This window comes from Gemelliphila asaccharolytica (assembly GCF_001553005.1).
Lineage (GTDB): Bacteria > Bacillota > Bacilli > Staphylococcales > Gemellaceae > Gemelliphila > Gemelliphila asaccharolytica.
In genome coordinates this window covers 1-17,078 of sequence record NZ_KQ959908.1, presented here as the reverse complement: position 1 = coordinate 17,078, position 17,078 = coordinate 1, and the positions used below count along the sequence as shown (strand labels likewise).

The window sequence follows — 17,078 nt, the reverse complement described above, 5'->3', positions numbered from 1 at the left end:
AAAATTGATAGAAGCATTAAAATCTGATGACACTAAAAACTTCATTGACTCTAAATATAAAGGTAGTGTAGTTTTAGTATAAAGAAGTTTTGAAAAATTAGTATAGCTAATTTTGATTAAAATAAAAAAAACCTGATATTTTAATAAGTAGTTCAAAAATTTTTAGAAGGAACTTATTATAATATTAGGTTTTTTATAAATTATATTTTATCAATATTTTTATTGTTAACTAAGACACTTTTTATATAAATTATTAAAGCTATCCAAATAAAAATAAAAGTAAGTAAATCAATTTTAGAAAATTGTTCTTTGTAAATTAAAATTCCAAGTAAAAATTGCATAAAAGGATTTATATACATTAAAATACCACTCAAAGAAAGGGGAGCAAGTTTAATTCCTTTGGCAAAAAGCAGTTGAGGAATTGCTGTTAAAACACCAGTTAAAGGAATTAAGATAAGCTCTAATTTTGAAAAAATATTTAAAGCTCCCAAACTATTTTTTTCAAAGAAAATAATAATAAATATTGCTATAGGAGTAACATAAAGAGTTTCTATAAAGACAGAAATTATACTAGATGATTTAACATTTTTTTTCAAAGCTCCATAAATAGAAAAAGAAAAAGCTATTGATAGTGATATAAGTGGAATTTTTCCATAATAAATTATAGGTATTAAGACTCCTATAAAAGCAAAAATAATAGCTATTACTTTACTTTTATCAAGTTTTTCTCCATAAAAAAAGAACCCAAGTAAAACAGATATTAGTGGGCTTAAAAAATATGCTAAGCTTCCCTCAACAATATGACCACTAACAACAGCATAAATATATAATCCCCAGTTAATCGTTATGAAAATAGATGAAAAAAATAAAAAAATCATTTCTCGTTTATTTTTTAAAAACTTCCAAAGAATAGAAGTTTGGTTAGATAATAAAATTATTATTAAACAAAAAATTAAGGACCAAAAAATTCTAGATGCTAAAACATATATGGGATTAAGGGACTGTAGCATTTTCCAGAAAATAGGAAGAACTCCCCATAAAAGATAGCAACTTAAAATATAAAGTATTCCTTTTTTCATAATAAACCTCCTTAATTTAATGAAAGCAAAAAATTTTATAATAAAAATACTTAAAAATAATTATAGGTTTAAAGTTATAAAAAGTAAATACAAAAGGATAATAAGAGAATAAAAAAAAACAAGTTTTTAAAAACTTATTTTTTAAAATACGAATATAATATTTTTTTACCAAGAAATATATTTTCCTAAATTATTTCTTAGTTCATAATTATCCATAAACCATTCAACATTACCATTGAAATTACGTTTGAATTGTAGCACGCCGTAATCACTTGATTTTTCAGAAAAATCTTTATTAGTTCCATAAAAGTTGAAATATTTATATTTATTTTCTATAGCATATTTCATCATTGCAAAAAGAACAGCATAGGGACCTTCATAGCGTGAGAATTTTTTATACGCTCCACTAGAAAAATATATAAAGTCTTGTTTACTTTTTATAAAACTAGCACAAGAAAGATTAATGATATTTCCTTCATCTCTTTTCAGTTTTTTGATTTTTGCTATTTTATTTTTCCAAATTGAAATATTTTCATCAAGTTCTTTTATTTTATTGTTAGTCTTTTTAGTATTAACTTTTCCTTCTTTTAATTTTTCAAGAAGATTATTTTTTTCATTTTCTAAATTACTTATAGTAGCAATTGTATTGTTTACAAATTTATCACAATCTATATAAGAAATAGCTAAAATAAGGTCATATTTATAAACAGATTTTAATGTTTTAAAGTAATCAATATCTCTTACTTCAAAGTTTATTCTTTTTTCTGTATCTTTGTTTATATCATCGAAAATTTTTGCATCAGCTTCATTAAAAATATCTATTTCTCTAACTAAGACTCCTTCTTTAGCTGTTCTATTTATTGTGTATCTAGCTATTTGAGAAATATTTTTTAAAATATTTTCTTTAGTTATATTAGTTAGTTCTTTACTAAAAACACATCTTGTAGCTAATGTAGGATTTGTGAATAAATCTTCATTCATAGGTTTAAATGAATTATTTTCAAGATGTTTTCTTACTGAAGTAGCTATACTATTTTCACCAGTTTCCTCTATATCAGAAAAGAGTTTTTCATTCAAAAATGGATTTACTCTAACAGAGATTACTCTAAAATCTTTTTTGAAATATTCTTTTAATTTTTTAAAATAAAAATCAACAAGTTTATCATTGTTATAGTCCATTATAGGTCCAAACTGAGTTGTAGCTTTATAAAAGAATTTTTTGTATCTATAATAAATAAATGTAGAATAGGCTATTATTTTGTTATTTTCTTTGACTGCGAGTATTTTAGATTTTATATTATTTTTATTTGCTAATTTTTTATATGTACTTCCTTGTGGGAAAAAATATCTACTATTATCTTCTTTTTGATGCTTTTCTAATTCTTCATAAGTTATTTCTGTAAAAATCATAAGTCTCCTTTATATTTAAAATGAAAAATAATTATTTATATCAAATAAAAAACGTTAGCAAGCTAACGTTATATTTTTTTTATTTTTATCTTACTTACCATTAAGTATCCAAAAATAGCTGTTAAAATAATTAAAGCTATATTAGGAAGTTTTACAAATTCTAATGATAATATAGCAAGTCCCAGTCCACAAGTGGTTATAGGCACTCCCTGATAATAACCATCAACCATAGTTGTAATATTAAAACGTGCCAATCTATATGCCCCACAGGCAACATAAATTGCACAAAAAACTAAAGTTATTATGGTTAGCACAAAAAAATTACTTTCGCTTTGTACTTTAGTAAAAACTAGAAATGAAGGAGCTGCTCCAAAGCTTATAACATCGCAAATAGAATCGAGTTCTTTACCTAATGGACCGTCAACATTCAATTTTCTAGCAACTATGCCATCATAACGATCTGCCAAAACAGATAATATTATAAATATACTAGCATATGTAAAAAATTTATTAGCGGCTAGTATTATTGCTAAAAATCCACAAATTCCATTACTTAGTGTAAGGAAATTTGGAATCATATTTTTATTCATTTTCTCACTCCTTATTAAATGAATACACTATATTATGTATTATTAAGAATATATTATAATAAATCATTTTAAAAAAAATGAATACATTTTTTATTATACAAATATTCTAAAAATTAATATATTAATTATACTACAAAAATAAGCTAAAGTCTAAAAAAATAATATTGTTTTTAAATAACTAAATGTTATAATAAAGCTTGAAGGGAATATATATTAAATATAGGAGTGATTATGCAAAAAAATAAATTAAATTCAAAAAAGAAAAACTATAAAAAATTAATAAAAGAATTAATTCTAATATCTTTGGGATGTGCAGTATATGGTTTTAGTTTTACTCATCTAATAATACCAAGTAAGATGGCAGAAGGAGGAGGAGCAGGAATAGCTTTACTTTTACACTATTTGTTTAATGTTCCAGCTTCTATGTGTAATTTACTTGTTAATATACCACTTTTGATTATAGGATATAAATTTTTAGATAAAAGAACTATGCTATACACGATTTATGGGATTTTAATGATAAGTGGTTGGGTAGGTTTTTTTGAAGTTGTAAGAGTTCCGATAGATCTTGGGGGAGATAGATTTTTAGCAGCATTATTTGGAGGCCTTATGGCTGGGAGTGGTCTTTCTCTTACTTTTTCTAATGGAGGAAGTACAGGAGGAATAGATATATTAGCAATTATGATGAATAGATTTTATAAAATTCCAATAGGAAGAGCTATTCAAATCATGGATGCAATAATTATAATAGGAACACTTCTTGTAATAAAAGAGTTACCACCTATTTTATATACAACTATTTATATTTATGTATTTACAAAAGTATTAGATTATATTTTAGAAGGTGGCTTATCAGGAAAAGCTGTCATGATAATATCACCAAAAATAGAAGAAATTTCAAAAGAAATAAGCACCAAAATGGATAGAGGAATGACTTATTTAAAAGGTGAAGGTTCTTATAGTAAAAAGGACATAAAAATAGGATATTGTGCAATATCATTAAAAGAAATTAAAGAAATCAAAGAAATTATTTATAGTATAGATGAAAGAGCATTTGTAACAATAAATGATGTTCATGATATATTAGGTGAAGGATTTAGTTTTAAACCTAAGAAAAAAAGAATTTAAAAAATAAATTGTTGCTAAATTTAAAATAACTGCGAAAGTTAAAGAGGAAAAATACTTAAATTTAGTAACAATTTTTATTTTTTTTAAATAAAATATATAAAAATATAAAGATTATTCTATTACATAAAATAAAAAGAAGATTATTTTTATTTTTAATTCATTTAGATATTTTTTAAAATTAAACAGAAAATAAAAATGAAACTCATTTTTAAAAATAAAAGATAAGTAAGCAGAAAACAAAAAAAGACTGCTTTAAACAAGGTATTTTTAAAAATTATATTTTAATATTTTTGTCATATAACTTTAGGTGTAAAAAACTATAACACAAGAAAAAACAAAAATAATTGAAAAAATATTTTATAAATATTTTATAATTTAAAAATGAAAAGGCTTTTAAAAATATATGTAAAAATTAAGATATTCAAAAATTTTAAATGTTTTCAGAAATTATAAAGTATGGTAAAATAAAAATCAATAAAAATAAAGGAAGCTAAAAAAATGAACAAACACGATGATTACGCTTTGCACACTGACTTATATCAAATAAATATGGCTTATGTTTATTTTAATGATAAAATACATGAAAGAAAATCATATTTTGATGTGTATTTCAGAAAAGCACCATTTAATGGCGGTTATGCAGTATTTAGTGGATTAGAAAGAATAATTGACTATATAAAAAATCTAAGATTTACAAAAGAAGATTTAGAGTTTTTAAAAAAACTAGGGTATTCTGATGCATTTTTAGATTATTTAAAAGATTTCAAATTTACAGGTAGTATCCGTTCTGTTGTAGAAGGAGAAATTGTATTTGCAAATGAACCATTAGTCAGAATAGAAGCTCCACTAATACAGGCACAAATAATAGAAACAGCTATACTAAATGCTGTGAATTATCAAACCTTGATAGCTACTAAAGCATCAAGAATAAAACATATCTGTCCAAATGAAGTATGTATGGAATTTGGAACAAGACGTGCACATGAATTTGATGCGGCAATATGGGGGACTAGAGCAGCAGTTATAGGTGGCTTTGAAGCTACAAGTAATGTAAAAGCAGCAAAAATGTTTGATATACCATGTAGTGGAACACATTCACATTCATTTGTCCAAGCATATCAAGATGAAGAAATAGCATTTAAAAAATATGCGGCAACACACAAAGATTGCTTTTTCTTAGTAGACACATATGACACATTAAGACTTGGGATACCTAAAGCTATAAAAGTAGCAAAAGAATTAGGAGATAAAATTAATTTTAGAGGTATACGTCTTGACTCAGGAGATATAGCATATTTATCAAAAAAAGCAAGAAAAATGTTAGATGATGCAGGATATAAAGATGCTTTGATAGTTGCATCGAATGATTTAGATGAAGATACTATATCAGATTTGAAACAACAAGGAGCAAAAGTTGATTCATGGGGTATTGGAACAAAATTGATAACAGCATATCCAACTCCAGCATTAGGAGCAGTGTATAAACTTTCTTGCTTAGAAGATGAAAATGGGAAAATGGTAGACAGATTAAAAATATCAGATAATCCAGGAAAACTTACAATGCCAGGGATAAAAAAAGTTTATAGAATAATAAATAAAGATACAGGAAAAGCCGCAGGAGATCTTATAGCATTAGAAGAGGAAGATGTAAAAAATTATCCATCAATATTCCTATTTCACCCAACTCACACTTATCTAACAAAAGAAGTTAAAAATTTTGAAGCTGTAGATATTCAAAAAGATATATTTATAGATGGAAAACTTGTTTATAAAATACCTAGTGTAAAAGAAAGTAAACAATATTGTATAAATAGAAAAAAATTATTCTGGAAAGAATATAAAAGACTATTAAATCCAGAATTTTATCCAGTAGATTTAAGTGAAAAATGTTGGTTAAATAGAAAACAAATACTTAAAAAAATAAAAGAATCAATAAAATAGTAGAGGAAATTATGAAATACTTACAGCAAGAAATAATAAAAGATTTGAAATGTAAATCTAAAATAGATCCTAAAGAAGAAATTTTAAGAAGAAAAAAATTTATAAAAGAATATCTAATAATGACTTCTTTAAAAACATTAGTTCTTGGAATTTCTGGAGGTCAAGATTCTACTTTATGTGGTAAGTTATGCCAAGAATCTATAAAAGAATTGAGAGAAAAATCAGGAGATAAGGAATATAAATTTATAGCAGTTAGGTTACCTTACGGTGAACAATTTGATGAAAAAGATTGTCAAGATGCCATTAAATTTATTAAACCAGATGAAGTATTAACTGTAAATATTAAAAATGCAGTAGATGCAAGTTGTAAAAGTTTAGCTGATGCTGGAGTGAAAATAAGTGATTTTGCCAAAGGAAATGAAAAGGCAAGAGAAAGAATGAAAGTACAATATTCTATAGCTACAATGAATAAAGGTATTGTTGTAGGGACAGATCACGCTGCAGAAGCTATAACAGGATTTTTCACAAAATTTGGTGATGGAGGAGCAGACATTGTTCCACTTTTCGGACTTAATAAAAGACAAGGGAAATCTTTATTAAAAGAATTATCTTGCCCAAGTCATCTATATTTAAAAACTCCAACTGCAGATTTAGAAGATGGGAAACCAGCTCTACCAGATGAAGTAGCTTTAGGAGTAACTTATGATGAAATAGATGATTATCTAGAGGGAAAAAACATAGAAGAAAAAAGTTTAAAAATAATAGAGGATCGTTTTTTAAAAACTGCTCACAAAAGACATATGCCATTTTCAGTAGCAGATTTTGAAGTTTAATAAATAAATAATAAAAAAAAGATATTCTAAATAATAATTTAGAATATCTTTTTTTGTTATTTTTATAAGTAACATATTATTAAATTTAATTTTAAATATATTATAATTATAAGTTTTTTAGCTTATTTCTAATAAAATCAATTTGTCTTGTTACTTCTATAGGAGAAGGTCCTCCTTTTGATTTTCTATTTTGTACGCAAGTTAATAAATTAATTTTATTAAATAGATCTTTGTCAAAAAAGTTAGATTGTTCTTTATATTCTTGAAGCGATAAATCTTCTAATCCAATATTTTTTTGGATACATTTATTAACAACTTTTGCACAAATGTGATGAGCTTCTCGGAAACTAACACCTTTTCCTACTAAGTAGTCAGCAAGATCGGTTGCATTTATAAATCCATGTTTGGCTTCATCAAACATTCGTTCCTTATTGACTGTTAAAGTATTTAACATACCAGAAGTAACTTCTATACTAAGTTTTATATTATCTATGCTATCAAAAAGTGCTTCTTTATCTTCTTGTAAATCTTTGGAATAAGATAGGAAAAGTCCTTTTAACATAATATGAGCTTGGTTCATATTAGCAATAATTTTTGCACTTTTTCCTCTAACAAGTTCGGCCATATCTGGATTTTTTTTCTGTGGCATTATAGAAGAACCTGTTACAAAGGAATCATGTAAATTTATAAATTTAAATGGCTGACTTGACCAAATTACGATTTCTTCAGCTAGTCTTGATAGGTGAATTGATATTTGGCTTATGGCTGAATGCATTTCTAAAACATAATCTCTATCACTAACTGCATCAATAGAATTTTGAACAATTCCGTCAAAATCTAATTCTTTAGCAGTAAATTCTCTATCTATTTTATAAGTTGTTCCAGCTAACGCACAAGCACCAAGTGGTGATAAGTTTAAACGTTTATAAAAATCTTTTATTCTATCAATATCTCTAAGTGCCATGTTTGCATAACATAACATATGATGAGCAAAGGTAATTGGTTGTGCTGCTTGTAGATGGGTATATCCTGGCATTACAGTTTCCTTATTTTTTTCTGCAAGAGCTAAAATAATTTCTACATATTCTTTTAAAAGGTCTAAAATAATTTTAGTTTCGCCTCTTAAATTTAGTTTGAAATCAGTAGTTACTTGGTCATTTCTACTTCTTGCAGTGTGCATTTTTTTACCTGCTTCACCAATTTCTTCTATTAGTTTTGCTTCTATGAAGCTATGAATATCTTCATATGATAAATCTATCTCATATTTTTTTTCTTTTAAATCTTTATAAATTTTTTCAAGTCCATTTATAATTTTTTGACTGTCTATCTCTGTAAGAATTTTTGTTTTTGCTAACATTTTAACATGAGCTATAGAACCTCTTATATCGTCAAAAACAAGTCTTTTATCAATTTTTATTGAAGCATTAAATTCTTCAGCATTCTTGTCTAAATTTCCTGAAAGCATTCCACTCCAAAGTTTCATTATTTACTTTCCTCTTTTACTTTTGCATATATTTTTGTTGATAGTCCAAAAAGATTAATAAATCCTGTTGCATCAGATTGGTCATAAACATCATCTTTTTCAAATGAAGCATAGTCATCTCTATATAATGAGTTTTTGGCATTAATTCCATGTGGGAAGATAGAACCTTTATATAGTTTTAAAGTTACTTCTCCTGTTACATTTTCTTGACTTACATTAACAAAAGCGTCCATAGCAACTCTTAGTTCAGTAAGCATTTTTCCACCATAAACAAGGTCAGCATAATCATGTGCCATTTTGTGTTTATATTTCAAAGTATCAGGATATACTGTTACAGTTTCAAGTTTTTCATGTGCAAAGTAAAGTAAACTAGCTCCTGGGTTTTCATATAGACCACGTGATTTCATTCCTACCATTCTACTTTCAACTATATCATCAATTCCGACACCGTTTCTACCACCTATTTCATTAAGTTTTTTAAGAAGAGTTACAGAGTCTAATTTTTCTCCATTAACGCTAACAGGATTACCTTTTTCAAATCCGATAGTTACAAGTTCTGCTTTGTCTTTACATTTTTCTGGAGGAGTAACCCATTTTAATACTTTATCTAGTATAGGTGCATTTTTAGGGTCTTCAAGGTCTAATCCTTCATGTGATATGTGCCAGATGTTTTCGTCTTCTGAGTATTTACTTTCCCCATTTTTTGTTACTTCTATGCCATGTTTTTTGGCATATTCTTCTTCTTCGCTTCTTCCTTTAATTGACCAAAATCTCCAAGGGGCAAGAACTTTCATTTCAGGTGCTAGTGCCATTATTGAAACTTCAAAACGAATTTGGTCATTACCTTTTCCTGTACATCCATGAACTATAATATCGCAATTTTCTTTTTTGGCAACCTCAACAAGTGCTTTAGAGATAAGAGGACGAGCAATAGCTGTACCAAGTAAATATGTGTTTTCATATTTAGCTCCTGCTTTCATTGTTGGGAATGCATATGATTCTAAAAATTCTTTTTTTAAATCAACATTATAAAATTTACTTGCTCCTGATTTTAGAGCTTTTTTTTCAAGAGCTTTTTCATCTTCTACTTGTCCTAAATCTCCAGAAACACATATTACTTCCTTAACTCCGTGTTCTTTTAAGTAACAAGCCATAATAGAAGTATCAAGACCTCCAGAATAAGCTAAAACAACTTTTTTTGCATTTTTTAAAATTTCAAATTCTTTTTCCATAATAATGAACTCCTTTATTTAATAATAATTCATTTTAATTAAATCAGTAAATGCTTATATAGAACTTTTAAATATGGAATATAATAAATAAAAAAAAGTTTTCACCCATAAAGGGACGAAAACTCGTGATACCACCCAAATTTATCTATTTTTCACAAAACAGACCTCTGTAAGTATATTACATTATACTATAACTCTATAACGTGAGTAAACGTATGAATTTTTTATTCATATGCTCAAAGGTACGTTTCAGTTCATTTAATACTTATCCTCTCACATCAAACAGGACTCGCTTTAAGACAAATTAACTTACTTTTCTTATCATAGCATTGTACTAAAAATTTAATTAACATAATAATATAACTTTTTATATATTTAGTCAAGGGAAAAAGGAAAAATAAGAATAAATTTTTAATATATTTTTAGATAAATTAAATTTTAAAATTAAAAAAATATATAAAAATTACTGTTTAATTATTTTCAAAAAAATAATATATGATAAAATTAAGAAGAGAAAGAAATAGGAGAGTTGATATTTATGAATATAATTAATTTTGTTCATAAAAGAATAATAAAGTACGCTTGCAGAGATATAGATGAATTATACAAAGATTTTAATATTTCAAGTAGTGGATATAATAAAGATGAGGTAAAAGAGAGTATAGATAGGTATGGATATAATGAGCATAAAAGAAAATTTCAGGAAACATTTTTGTATTGTATAAGAAGAGCTTTTATTAATCCATTTTCTGTTGTTTTATTTATTTTGGGAATTATTTCTTTAATAACGGAGTTATTATCTTCAAATGCTTATAACAAAAATCACATTACAGTTTATATTATATTCTTTATGTTATTTATAAGTGGGATAGTTAGGCTTGTTCAAGAATTACAAGCTAAAAATACAGCTGATAAATTGATAAAAATGGTAAACACTAATGTTAAAACTCTAAGAAATAATAAATGGGTAGAAATTCCTTCATCAGAGCTTGTAATAGGAGATATGGTAGAAGTAGAAGCCGGAGATAAAGTTCCTGCTGATATAAGGTTAGTAGAGGCTAATAATTTATTTGTTTCACAGGCGATTTTTTCTGGTGAGAGTTCATTTTTTGAAAAAAATAATAAAGTTTTAACGAAAGAATTGATAAAATTAGAAGATTTTAAAAATATAATATTTAAAGGAACAACAGTTACGGGAGGGCGAGGTAAAGGAATAGTATTAGCCTTAACAAAAGATAGTGTTTATGGAAATATAGACTTTGAAAAATTACATAAAAAATACGGATTTAGCAAAGGAGCAAATTCTATTTCTTGGGTATTAATAAAATTTATGGTTATATTATTACCCATAGTTTTTATTTCTAATTTTTTAACTAAAGGTAATTTTTTAGAAGCATTTTTATTTTCATTTTCTGTAGCTGTAGGTTTAACTCCAGAGTTATTACCAATGGTCGTTAACGCTTGCCTTTCTAAAGGTAGCTATTCTATGAAGAAGAAAAAAACTATTGTAAAAAATATAAATGCAATGGAAGCTTTTGGGAGTATAGATACACTATGTGTTGATAAGACGGGGACTTTAACAGGAAGCGAAATAATTTTAGAATATTATATAGATATATTAGGAAATGAAAGTCAAAAAACATTAGACTATGCCTATTTAAATAGTTTTTATAATATGGGAGTTAAAAATAGTATAGACGTAGCATTAAAAAAAATAGATGATTATGATTTTAAAAAAGATTATTATAAAAAACTAAGAGAAAAAAATAAGATGCTAGATAACTATCCATTTAATCATGAAAAAAAATTTTCTAGCATTTTGGTAGAAAATGAAGAAGATAACTTAATAATAATAAAAGGAAATTTAGATGAAGTAATAAATAAATGTAGCAAGATAGAATATAAGGAAAAAATTCTTCCCATAGATAATAAAAAAATAGAAAATGCCCATCATATTGTAGATGAAATGTTAGAAGATGGAATGAAAGTAATAGCAGTAGCTTATAAAAAAACAAAAGAAAAAAAATTATTATTAAAAGAAGAAAATAATTATATTTTAATTGGATATATTACATTTTTTGATGCTCCTAAAGAAAGTGCAAAAAGCGCAATAGAAAAATTAAAAAAATTAAGTATAAATGTAAAAGTTCTAACAGGAGATCAGACATTAGTAACAAAATCTATCTGCAATCGTTTGGACATTAATACTCAAAATTATATAACGGGGAAAAAATTAGAAACTATAAGTAAAAATGATTTACCAATATTAGTAGAAGAAACAAGTATTTTTTCAGAATTAACTCCTAGACAAAAAGAAAAAATAATAAAAATATTAAAAGAAAATGGACATACAGTAGGTTTTTTAGGTGATGGGATGAATGATTTGTTTGCGATGGTACAAGCAGATGTGGGGATTTCTGTAGAAAACGCAACAGAATCAATAAAAGAAAGTGCCGATGTGATTTTATTAAAAAAAGACTTAAATGTGTTAGAAGAAGGAGTTTTAGAAGGAAGAAAAGCTTTTATAAATATGAGTAAATATATAAAAATCACAGCATCATCTAATTTTGGGAATATATTTTCTATAGTATTAGCAAGTCTGTTTTTACCCTTTTTTCCTATGACATCTATACAAATACTACTTTTGAATTTATTATATGATGTATTTTGTCTTGTTTTACCGTGGGATAATGTGGATGAAGATATGACAATTAAACCAATAGAATGGTCCGGGAAAAATTTAAGCTCATTTATGCTATTTTTTGGATTAATAAGTTCTATATTTGATCTTATAAGTTTTCTATTTTTATATTTTATCTTATGTCCAATAATTATAGGAATAGACATAAATTTTTATGAATTATCTTATGAAAAAATGAACTACTTCATATCACTATTTCAAACAGGTTGGTTTTTAGAATCTATATGGACACAAATATTAATAATTCAACTTTTAAGAACTAAAAAAATACCATTTATACAAAGTAAACCTGCAAAAATAGTAACAATAACCATGGTTTTAGGAATAACTTTATTCACTGTATTTTCTCAAACTTATTTAGGAAAAATAGTGGGACTTACAAGAATGCCAGTAAGTTATTATTTATTTTTGATATTTATTGTCTTACTTTATTTAATAATAATAACAGTAGCAAAAGTAGTATATATAAAAAAAATAAAAAAATTAATTTAGGAGGTTTTAAAAATGAAAAAAATAGTAGACTATTCAAATTTAGATACTCAAACAATAAAACATTTATTAAAAAATCTTCCTGAATGTGATTTTAAAGAAAGCCTGAAAAAATTATTAAATAAACAATGTAGTACAATTATTTTAGAAATTGATAATGAAGAATTTGATTTTGAGATAATGAATGAAAAAACAATAAAAAGTGGAGATATAATTATAAATGAGAAAAAAAGAAAAGTAGAAAGAAATGGAGAAGAAATATTTTTAACACCAAAAGAATTTGATATTTTATTCTTCTTAGCAAAAAACAAAGGAGAAGTATTCACAAAAGAACAGATATATCAAGCTGTTTGGACGGGAGAGTATATAATGGACGATAGTAATATTATGGCGTTTATAAGAAAAATAAGAAAAAAAATTGAACCATATCCAGACAAACCGAAATACATCATAACTATTTGGGGTATAGGCTATAAATTTATCGACATCTAAAAATTTCTTACTTTATCGCAAGAAAATTGCAAGTATTTGTATATGCAAAAATTCTTGCGTTTTTTTTATACTATAATAAGTGTTTAAAAATAAATTTTAGGAGGTAGTTATGAATTATTTATGAAACTCTTGAGCCTTTTTTTTGGCATTTTATTTCTGATTTTTGGATTACTATTTTTTATAGGGAAAATCTATGTAAATATGCTAATGTTAAGAAATATTTATACAGAAGAAAAAAAGAAAATAAAAATAAAATTACTATGCCAAAACATAGGCGAACTTATAATATTAAGCTCATTAATTTTTGTCTGTAAAGGATTATTTATAGAATTTACAAATAAAAAATTCTCTTTAGCAATATTAATTTGGTTTTTAATTGCTGGATTTGACCTCATATTTATATCGAAAAGTAAAAGATATTATAAAAAATAAAAAAATCTTTTCTATTAATATATAAAAGGAGGATATTATGGAAAATAAAAAAACAAACTCAATTCTTAGCAATAATAAAAAAATAAAACAAAAATCTTTAAATTTAAATAGTGAAGGAAACAAAATTATTACATATGCTTCTATGACGCCTATAAATGAAGTGTTAAAATATTTAAATACCAATCTAATAGGATTAGATAGCGAAAATGTTTCTAAATCTAAAGAGAAATATGGGATAAACAAAGTAAGTAAAGAAAAGAAAAAAACATTAATAAAAATGCTCGCTGAAGCCTTTATAAATCCCTTTACTTGTATTTTGTTTTTCTTAGCCATAGTGTCTGCATTTACTGATATGATATTTCCATTATTATCTTTATTTTCAAGTACACCAGATGACTTTGATGCACTGACAGTAATTATAATTTTAACAATGGTAATTATTTCTGGAACACTTAGATTTATTCAAGAAAATAGAAGCGGGAATGCAGCAGAAAAACTTTTATCTATGATAACAACAACTTGTACAGTAACAAGAAAAGGAGAAAATCGAATAGAAATCCCATTAGATGAGTTAGTAGTAGGAGATATAGTTCATCTATCTGCAGGAGATATGATACCGGCAGATATTAGGATAATAGAGTCCAAAGATTTGTTTATAACCCAATCAAGTATAACTGGAGAAAGTGAACCAGTAGAAAAAGTATCTAAATTAAATGATGTAAAAACGTCAATTACAGATTACACAAACATAGCATATATGGGAAGTAATGTAATATCTGGCACAGCAAAAGCAGTAGTAGTATGTGTTGGAGATAATACTCTTTTTGGCAATATGACCAAAGCAATAGCAAAAGAAGCTGTAGAAACAAGCTTTACAAAAGGAGTAAATGAAGTTTCTTGGGTACTTATAAGATTTATGGGAGTAATGGTACCAATAGTATTTTTTATAAATGGATTGACAAAAGGAAACTGGCTATCTGCGTTTTTATTTGGAATTTCAATAGGTGTAGGTCTAACTCCAGAAATGTTGCCAATGATAGTAACAACCTGCTTAGCTAAAGGAGCAGTTTTTATGAGTAAAAAGAAAACTATCGTTAAAAATTTAAATTCAATTCAAAACTTCGGAGCTATTGATATATTATGTACAGACAAAACAGGGACAATAACTCAAGATAAAGTAGCTTTAGAATATCATTTAAACATAAATGGAGAAGATGATGCGAGAGTTTTAAGACACGCTTATTTAAATAGTTATTTTCAAACAGGTTATAAAAATTTAATGGATCTGGCAATAATAAAAAAAACAGAAGAAGAGGAAGAAGAAAATAAAACACTATTAGACTTATCAGAAAATTATAAAAAAATAGATGAAATACCTTTTGATTTCACCAGAAAAAGATTGACTACTGTTGTAGAAGATAAAAAAGGAAAAACTCAAATGGTAACAAAAGGTGCAGTAGAAGAAATGTTATCAATATGTTCTTATGTCGAATCTGATGGGGAAGTGCTAGAAAAAACAAAAGAATTAGAAAAAAGTATTTTGAAAACAGTTGAAGAACTAAATGAAAAAGGATTTCGTGTTTTAGCATTAGCCCAAAAAAGTAACCCCTCACCTGTGGGAGAATTTGATGAAAAAGATGAGTGCAACATGGTGCTAATGGGATATCTTGCATTTTTAGATCCGCCAAAAGAAACGACATCAAAAGCAATAAAAGCATTAAAAGAATATGGAGTATCAACAAAAATACTTACAGGAGATAATGAAAAAGTAACAAGAACTGTTTGTAGACAAGTAGGACTAGAAGTCAAAAATATGTTACTAGGGTCAGACATTGATAAAATGGACGATGAAACATTAGAAAATGTTTCAGAAAAAACAGAAGTATTTGCAAAATTGACTCCAAAGCAAAAATCAAGAATAGTATCTATATTAAGAAAATCAAACCATGTCGTAGGATTTATGGGGGATGGGATAAACGACGCTCAAGCTATGAAATCAGCGGATATAGGAATTTCTGTAGATACGGCAGTTGATGTAGCGAAAGAAAGTGCAGATATAATATTATTAGAAAAAGACTTAATGGTATTAGAAAAAGGTATAATAGAAGGAAGAAAAACATATGCTAATATGATAAAGTATATAAAAATGACAGCTTCGTCAAATTTTGGAAATATGTTTTCAGTTTTAGCAGCCTCAGCACTACTACCTTTTTTACCTATGATGAGTATTCAATTATTACTACTTAATCTAATTTATGATTTATCATGTAGTGCAATACCTTGGGATAATGTAGATAAAGAATTTTTAAAAATACCAAGAAAATGGGACGCCTCATCTGTAGGGAAATTTATGTTATGGATAGGGCCTACAAGTTCTATTTTTGATTTTACTACATACATATTTATGTACTTTATTTTTTGCCCACTATTTGTATCTAATGGAATTTTATATAATGACTTACCAAACTATTTTCACGGAGCAGAATTAATAAAAATTCAAGCTTCATATATAGCAATGTTTCAAGCTGGTTGGTTTGTAGAATCAATGTGGAGCCAAATTTTTGTGATACACATGATTAGAACACCTAAAATACCATTTATACAAAGTAGAGCTTCAACATCACTTACTGCGATAACTACGCTAGGAATAGGAATATTGACAATAATACCATTCACAAAACTAGGCGAAATTCTAGGATTTATAGCATTACCAGCTTCGTATTTTTCATATTTAATACCATGTATTCTTTTATATATGATACTCGCTACAAGCATAAAAAAAGCATATGTAAGACATTATGGTGAATTATTATAAATAGTAAGGAGAAAAATATTATGAATATAGAAAACTGGATTGTAAAATATATCGGAGAAAGTAAAATATTAGGAATAGACATAAATTTTTACATAGCACTTATAATAATTATATTAATAGCAATTATTCTAAATTTAATATGCTGGACATTGAAACCTAAAAAAGTAAATAAAAATTCATAAAGTAATATCAAAATATGGATAACTAAAAAATAAAAGTTATCCATATTTTTTGAAATAAAATTAAAAAATCATAATAATATATCGCCTATTAACTCATTAAAGTAAGGGTAAAAGTCGAACTTAAAAGAGAAATTTCAAAAAAAATAAATAAACTTATTGACAAACAAAGTCTAAAAGTATATACTAATAAAAGACTTTTCCAAGGAGCGAAAAAACGAACAAAGAAAAGTAAAAAAAAATAAAAAAAACATCTTGACAAAACAAAAAAAGG

General features: G+C 26.0%; 13 protein-coding genes and 1 other annotated feature. Of the genes, 8 read left to right on the top strand and 5 right to left on the bottom strand.

Annotated elements, in window-relative coordinates; translation table 11 throughout:
* Window positions 1–200: 200 nt before the first annotated feature.
* The 3 genes from rarD to pssA form a co-directional block, all read right to left on the bottom strand.
* Window positions 201–1,079, bottom strand: coding sequence for an EamA family transporter RarD (gene rarD, locus HMPREF1871_RS05600; RefSeq protein ID WP_066131054.1), 879 nt, complete (start codon window positions 1,077–1,079; stop codon window positions 201–203).
* Window positions 1,080–1,244: 165 nt separating this feature from the next.
* Window positions 1,245–2,489 carry a peptidoglycan bridge formation glycyltransferase FemA/FemB family protein gene (locus HMPREF1871_RS05595; protein ID WP_066131051.1) on the bottom strand — a complete coding sequence of 415 codons (1,245 nt, stop codon included), beginning with the start codon at window positions 2,487–2,489 and terminating at the stop codon, window positions 1,245–1,247.
* Window positions 2,490–2,557: 68 nt separating this feature from the next.
* On the bottom strand, window positions 2,558–3,079 hold the full coding sequence (gene pssA / locus HMPREF1871_RS05590) for a CDP-diacylglycerol--serine O-phosphatidyltransferase (protein ID WP_066131048.1): 522 nt from the start codon (window positions 3,077–3,079) through the stop codon (window positions 2,558–2,560).
* A gap of 231 nt (window positions 3,080–3,310) precedes the next feature.
* Here pssA and HMPREF1871_RS05585 point away from each other — a divergent pair, with 231 nt between their 5' ends.
* From HMPREF1871_RS05585 to nadE, 3 genes are all read left to right on the top strand, one after another.
* Entirely contained in the window at window positions 3,311–4,207 is an 897-nt protein-coding gene (locus HMPREF1871_RS05585) for a YitT family protein (protein WP_066131045.1), read from the top strand.
* A gap of 498 nt (window positions 4,208–4,705) precedes the next feature.
* A complete protein-coding gene (locus tag HMPREF1871_RS05580; protein ID WP_066131043.1) occupies window positions 4,706–6,148 on the top strand; it encodes a nicotinate phosphoribosyltransferase in 1,443 nt (480 codons plus the stop codon).
* A gap of 11 nt (window positions 6,149–6,159) precedes the next feature.
* Window positions 6,160–6,981 (top strand): ammonia-dependent NAD(+) synthetase, encoded by an 822-nt coding sequence (gene nadE / locus HMPREF1871_RS05575; protein WP_066131040.1) that lies wholly within the window; start codon window positions 6,160–6,162, stop codon window positions 6,979–6,981.
* Window positions 6,982–7,087: 106 nt separating this feature from the next.
* Here nadE and argH read toward each other — a convergent pair whose 3' ends face one another.
* Together argH and HMPREF1871_RS05565 are read right to left on the bottom strand one after the other, a co-directional pair.
* Entirely contained in the window at window positions 7,088–8,464 is a 1,377-nt protein-coding gene (gene argH / locus HMPREF1871_RS05570; protein WP_157058082.1) for an argininosuccinate lyase, read from the bottom strand.
* Window positions 8,464–9,696 (bottom strand): argininosuccinate synthase, encoded by a 1,233-nt coding sequence (locus HMPREF1871_RS05565; RefSeq protein ID WP_066131034.1) that lies wholly within the window; start codon window positions 9,694–9,696, stop codon window positions 8,464–8,466. The genes argH and HMPREF1871_RS05565 overlap by 1 nt, the downstream gene beginning before the upstream one ends.
* A 108-nt stretch (window positions 9,697–9,804) precedes the next feature.
* Window positions 9,805–10,030: a binding site (T-box leader), on the bottom strand.
* A gap of 204 nt (window positions 10,031–10,234) precedes the next feature.
* Here HMPREF1871_RS05565 and mgtA (HMPREF1871_RS05560) point away from each other — a divergent pair.
* From mgtA (HMPREF1871_RS05560) to HMPREF1871_RS06215, 5 genes are all read left to right on the top strand, one after another.
* Window positions 10,235–12,889 (top strand): magnesium-translocating P-type ATPase, encoded by a 2,655-nt coding sequence (gene mgtA / locus HMPREF1871_RS05560; protein ID WP_066131031.1) that lies wholly within the window; start codon window positions 10,235–10,237, stop codon window positions 12,887–12,889.
* 12 nt (window positions 12,890–12,901) lie between these two features.
* Complete coding sequence (locus HMPREF1871_RS05555) at window positions 12,902–13,378, top strand: winged helix-turn-helix domain-containing protein (protein WP_066131028.1); 477 nt, start codon at window positions 12,902–12,904, stop codon at window positions 13,376–13,378.
* Window positions 13,379–13,498: 120 nt separating this feature from the next.
* Window positions 13,499–13,810, top strand: coding sequence for a DUF3784 domain-containing protein (locus HMPREF1871_RS06535; RefSeq protein WP_066131025.1), 312 nt, complete (start codon window positions 13,499–13,501; stop codon window positions 13,808–13,810).
* Between the two features lie 37 nt (window positions 13,811–13,847).
* Window positions 13,848–16,625, top strand: a complete 2,778-nt coding sequence (gene mgtA / locus HMPREF1871_RS05545) for a magnesium-translocating P-type ATPase (RefSeq protein ID WP_066131020.1) — start codon at window positions 13,848–13,850, stop codon at window positions 16,623–16,625.
* Window positions 16,626–16,645: 20 nt separating this feature from the next.
* Window positions 16,646–16,807 carry a hypothetical protein gene (locus HMPREF1871_RS06215; protein ID WP_157058081.1) on the top strand — a complete coding sequence of 54 codons (162 nt, stop codon included), beginning with the start codon at window positions 16,646–16,648 and terminating at the stop codon, window positions 16,805–16,807.
* The last annotated feature ends 271 nt before the right edge of the window (window positions 16,808–17,078 follow it).

What these genes read in the sequence shown, in the direction of transcription:
- rarD (WP_066131054.1), bottom strand. Translation starts at nt 1,079, where the DNA reads ATGAAAAAAGGAATACTTTATATTTTAAGTTGCTATCTTTTATGGGGA.
- HMPREF1871_RS05595 (WP_066131051.1), bottom strand. Translation starts at nt 2,489, where the DNA reads ATGATTTTTACAGAAATAACTTATGAAGAATTAGAAAAGCATCAAAAA.
- pssA (WP_066131048.1), bottom strand. Translation starts at nt 3,079, where the DNA reads ATGAATAAAAATATGATTCCAAATTTCCTTACACTAAGTAATGGAATT.
- HMPREF1871_RS05585 (WP_066131045.1), top strand. Translation starts at nt 3,311, where the DNA reads ATGCAAAAAAATAAATTAAATTCAAAAAAGAAAAACTATAAAAAATTA.
- HMPREF1871_RS05580 (WP_066131043.1), top strand. Translation starts at nt 4,706, where the DNA reads ATGAACAAACACGATGATTACGCTTTGCACACTGACTTATATCAAATA.
- nadE (WP_066131040.1), top strand. Translation starts at nt 6,160, where the DNA reads ATGAAATACTTACAGCAAGAAATAATAAAAGATTTGAAATGTAAATCT.
- argH (WP_157058082.1), bottom strand. Translation starts at nt 8,464, where the DNA reads ATGAAACTTTGGAGTGGAATGCTTTCAGGAAATTTAGACAAGAATGCT.
- HMPREF1871_RS05565 (WP_066131034.1), bottom strand. Translation starts at nt 9,696, where the DNA reads ATGGAAAAAGAATTTGAAATTTTAAAAAATGCAAAAAAAGTTGTTTTA.
- mgtA (WP_066131031.1), top strand. Translation starts at nt 10,235, where the DNA reads ATGAATATAATTAATTTTGTTCATAAAAGAATAATAAAGTACGCTTGC.
- HMPREF1871_RS05555 (WP_066131028.1), top strand. Translation starts at nt 12,902, where the DNA reads ATGAAAAAAATAGTAGACTATTCAAATTTAGATACTCAAACAATAAAA.
- HMPREF1871_RS06535 (WP_066131025.1), top strand. Translation starts at nt 13,499, where the DNA reads ATGAAACTCTTGAGCCTTTTTTTTGGCATTTTATTTCTGATTTTTGGA.
- mgtA (WP_066131020.1), top strand. Translation starts at nt 13,848, where the DNA reads ATGGAAAATAAAAAAACAAACTCAATTCTTAGCAATAATAAAAAAATA.
- HMPREF1871_RS06215 (WP_157058081.1), top strand. Translation starts at nt 16,646, where the DNA reads ATGAATATAGAAAACTGGATTGTAAAATATATCGGAGAAAGTAAAATA.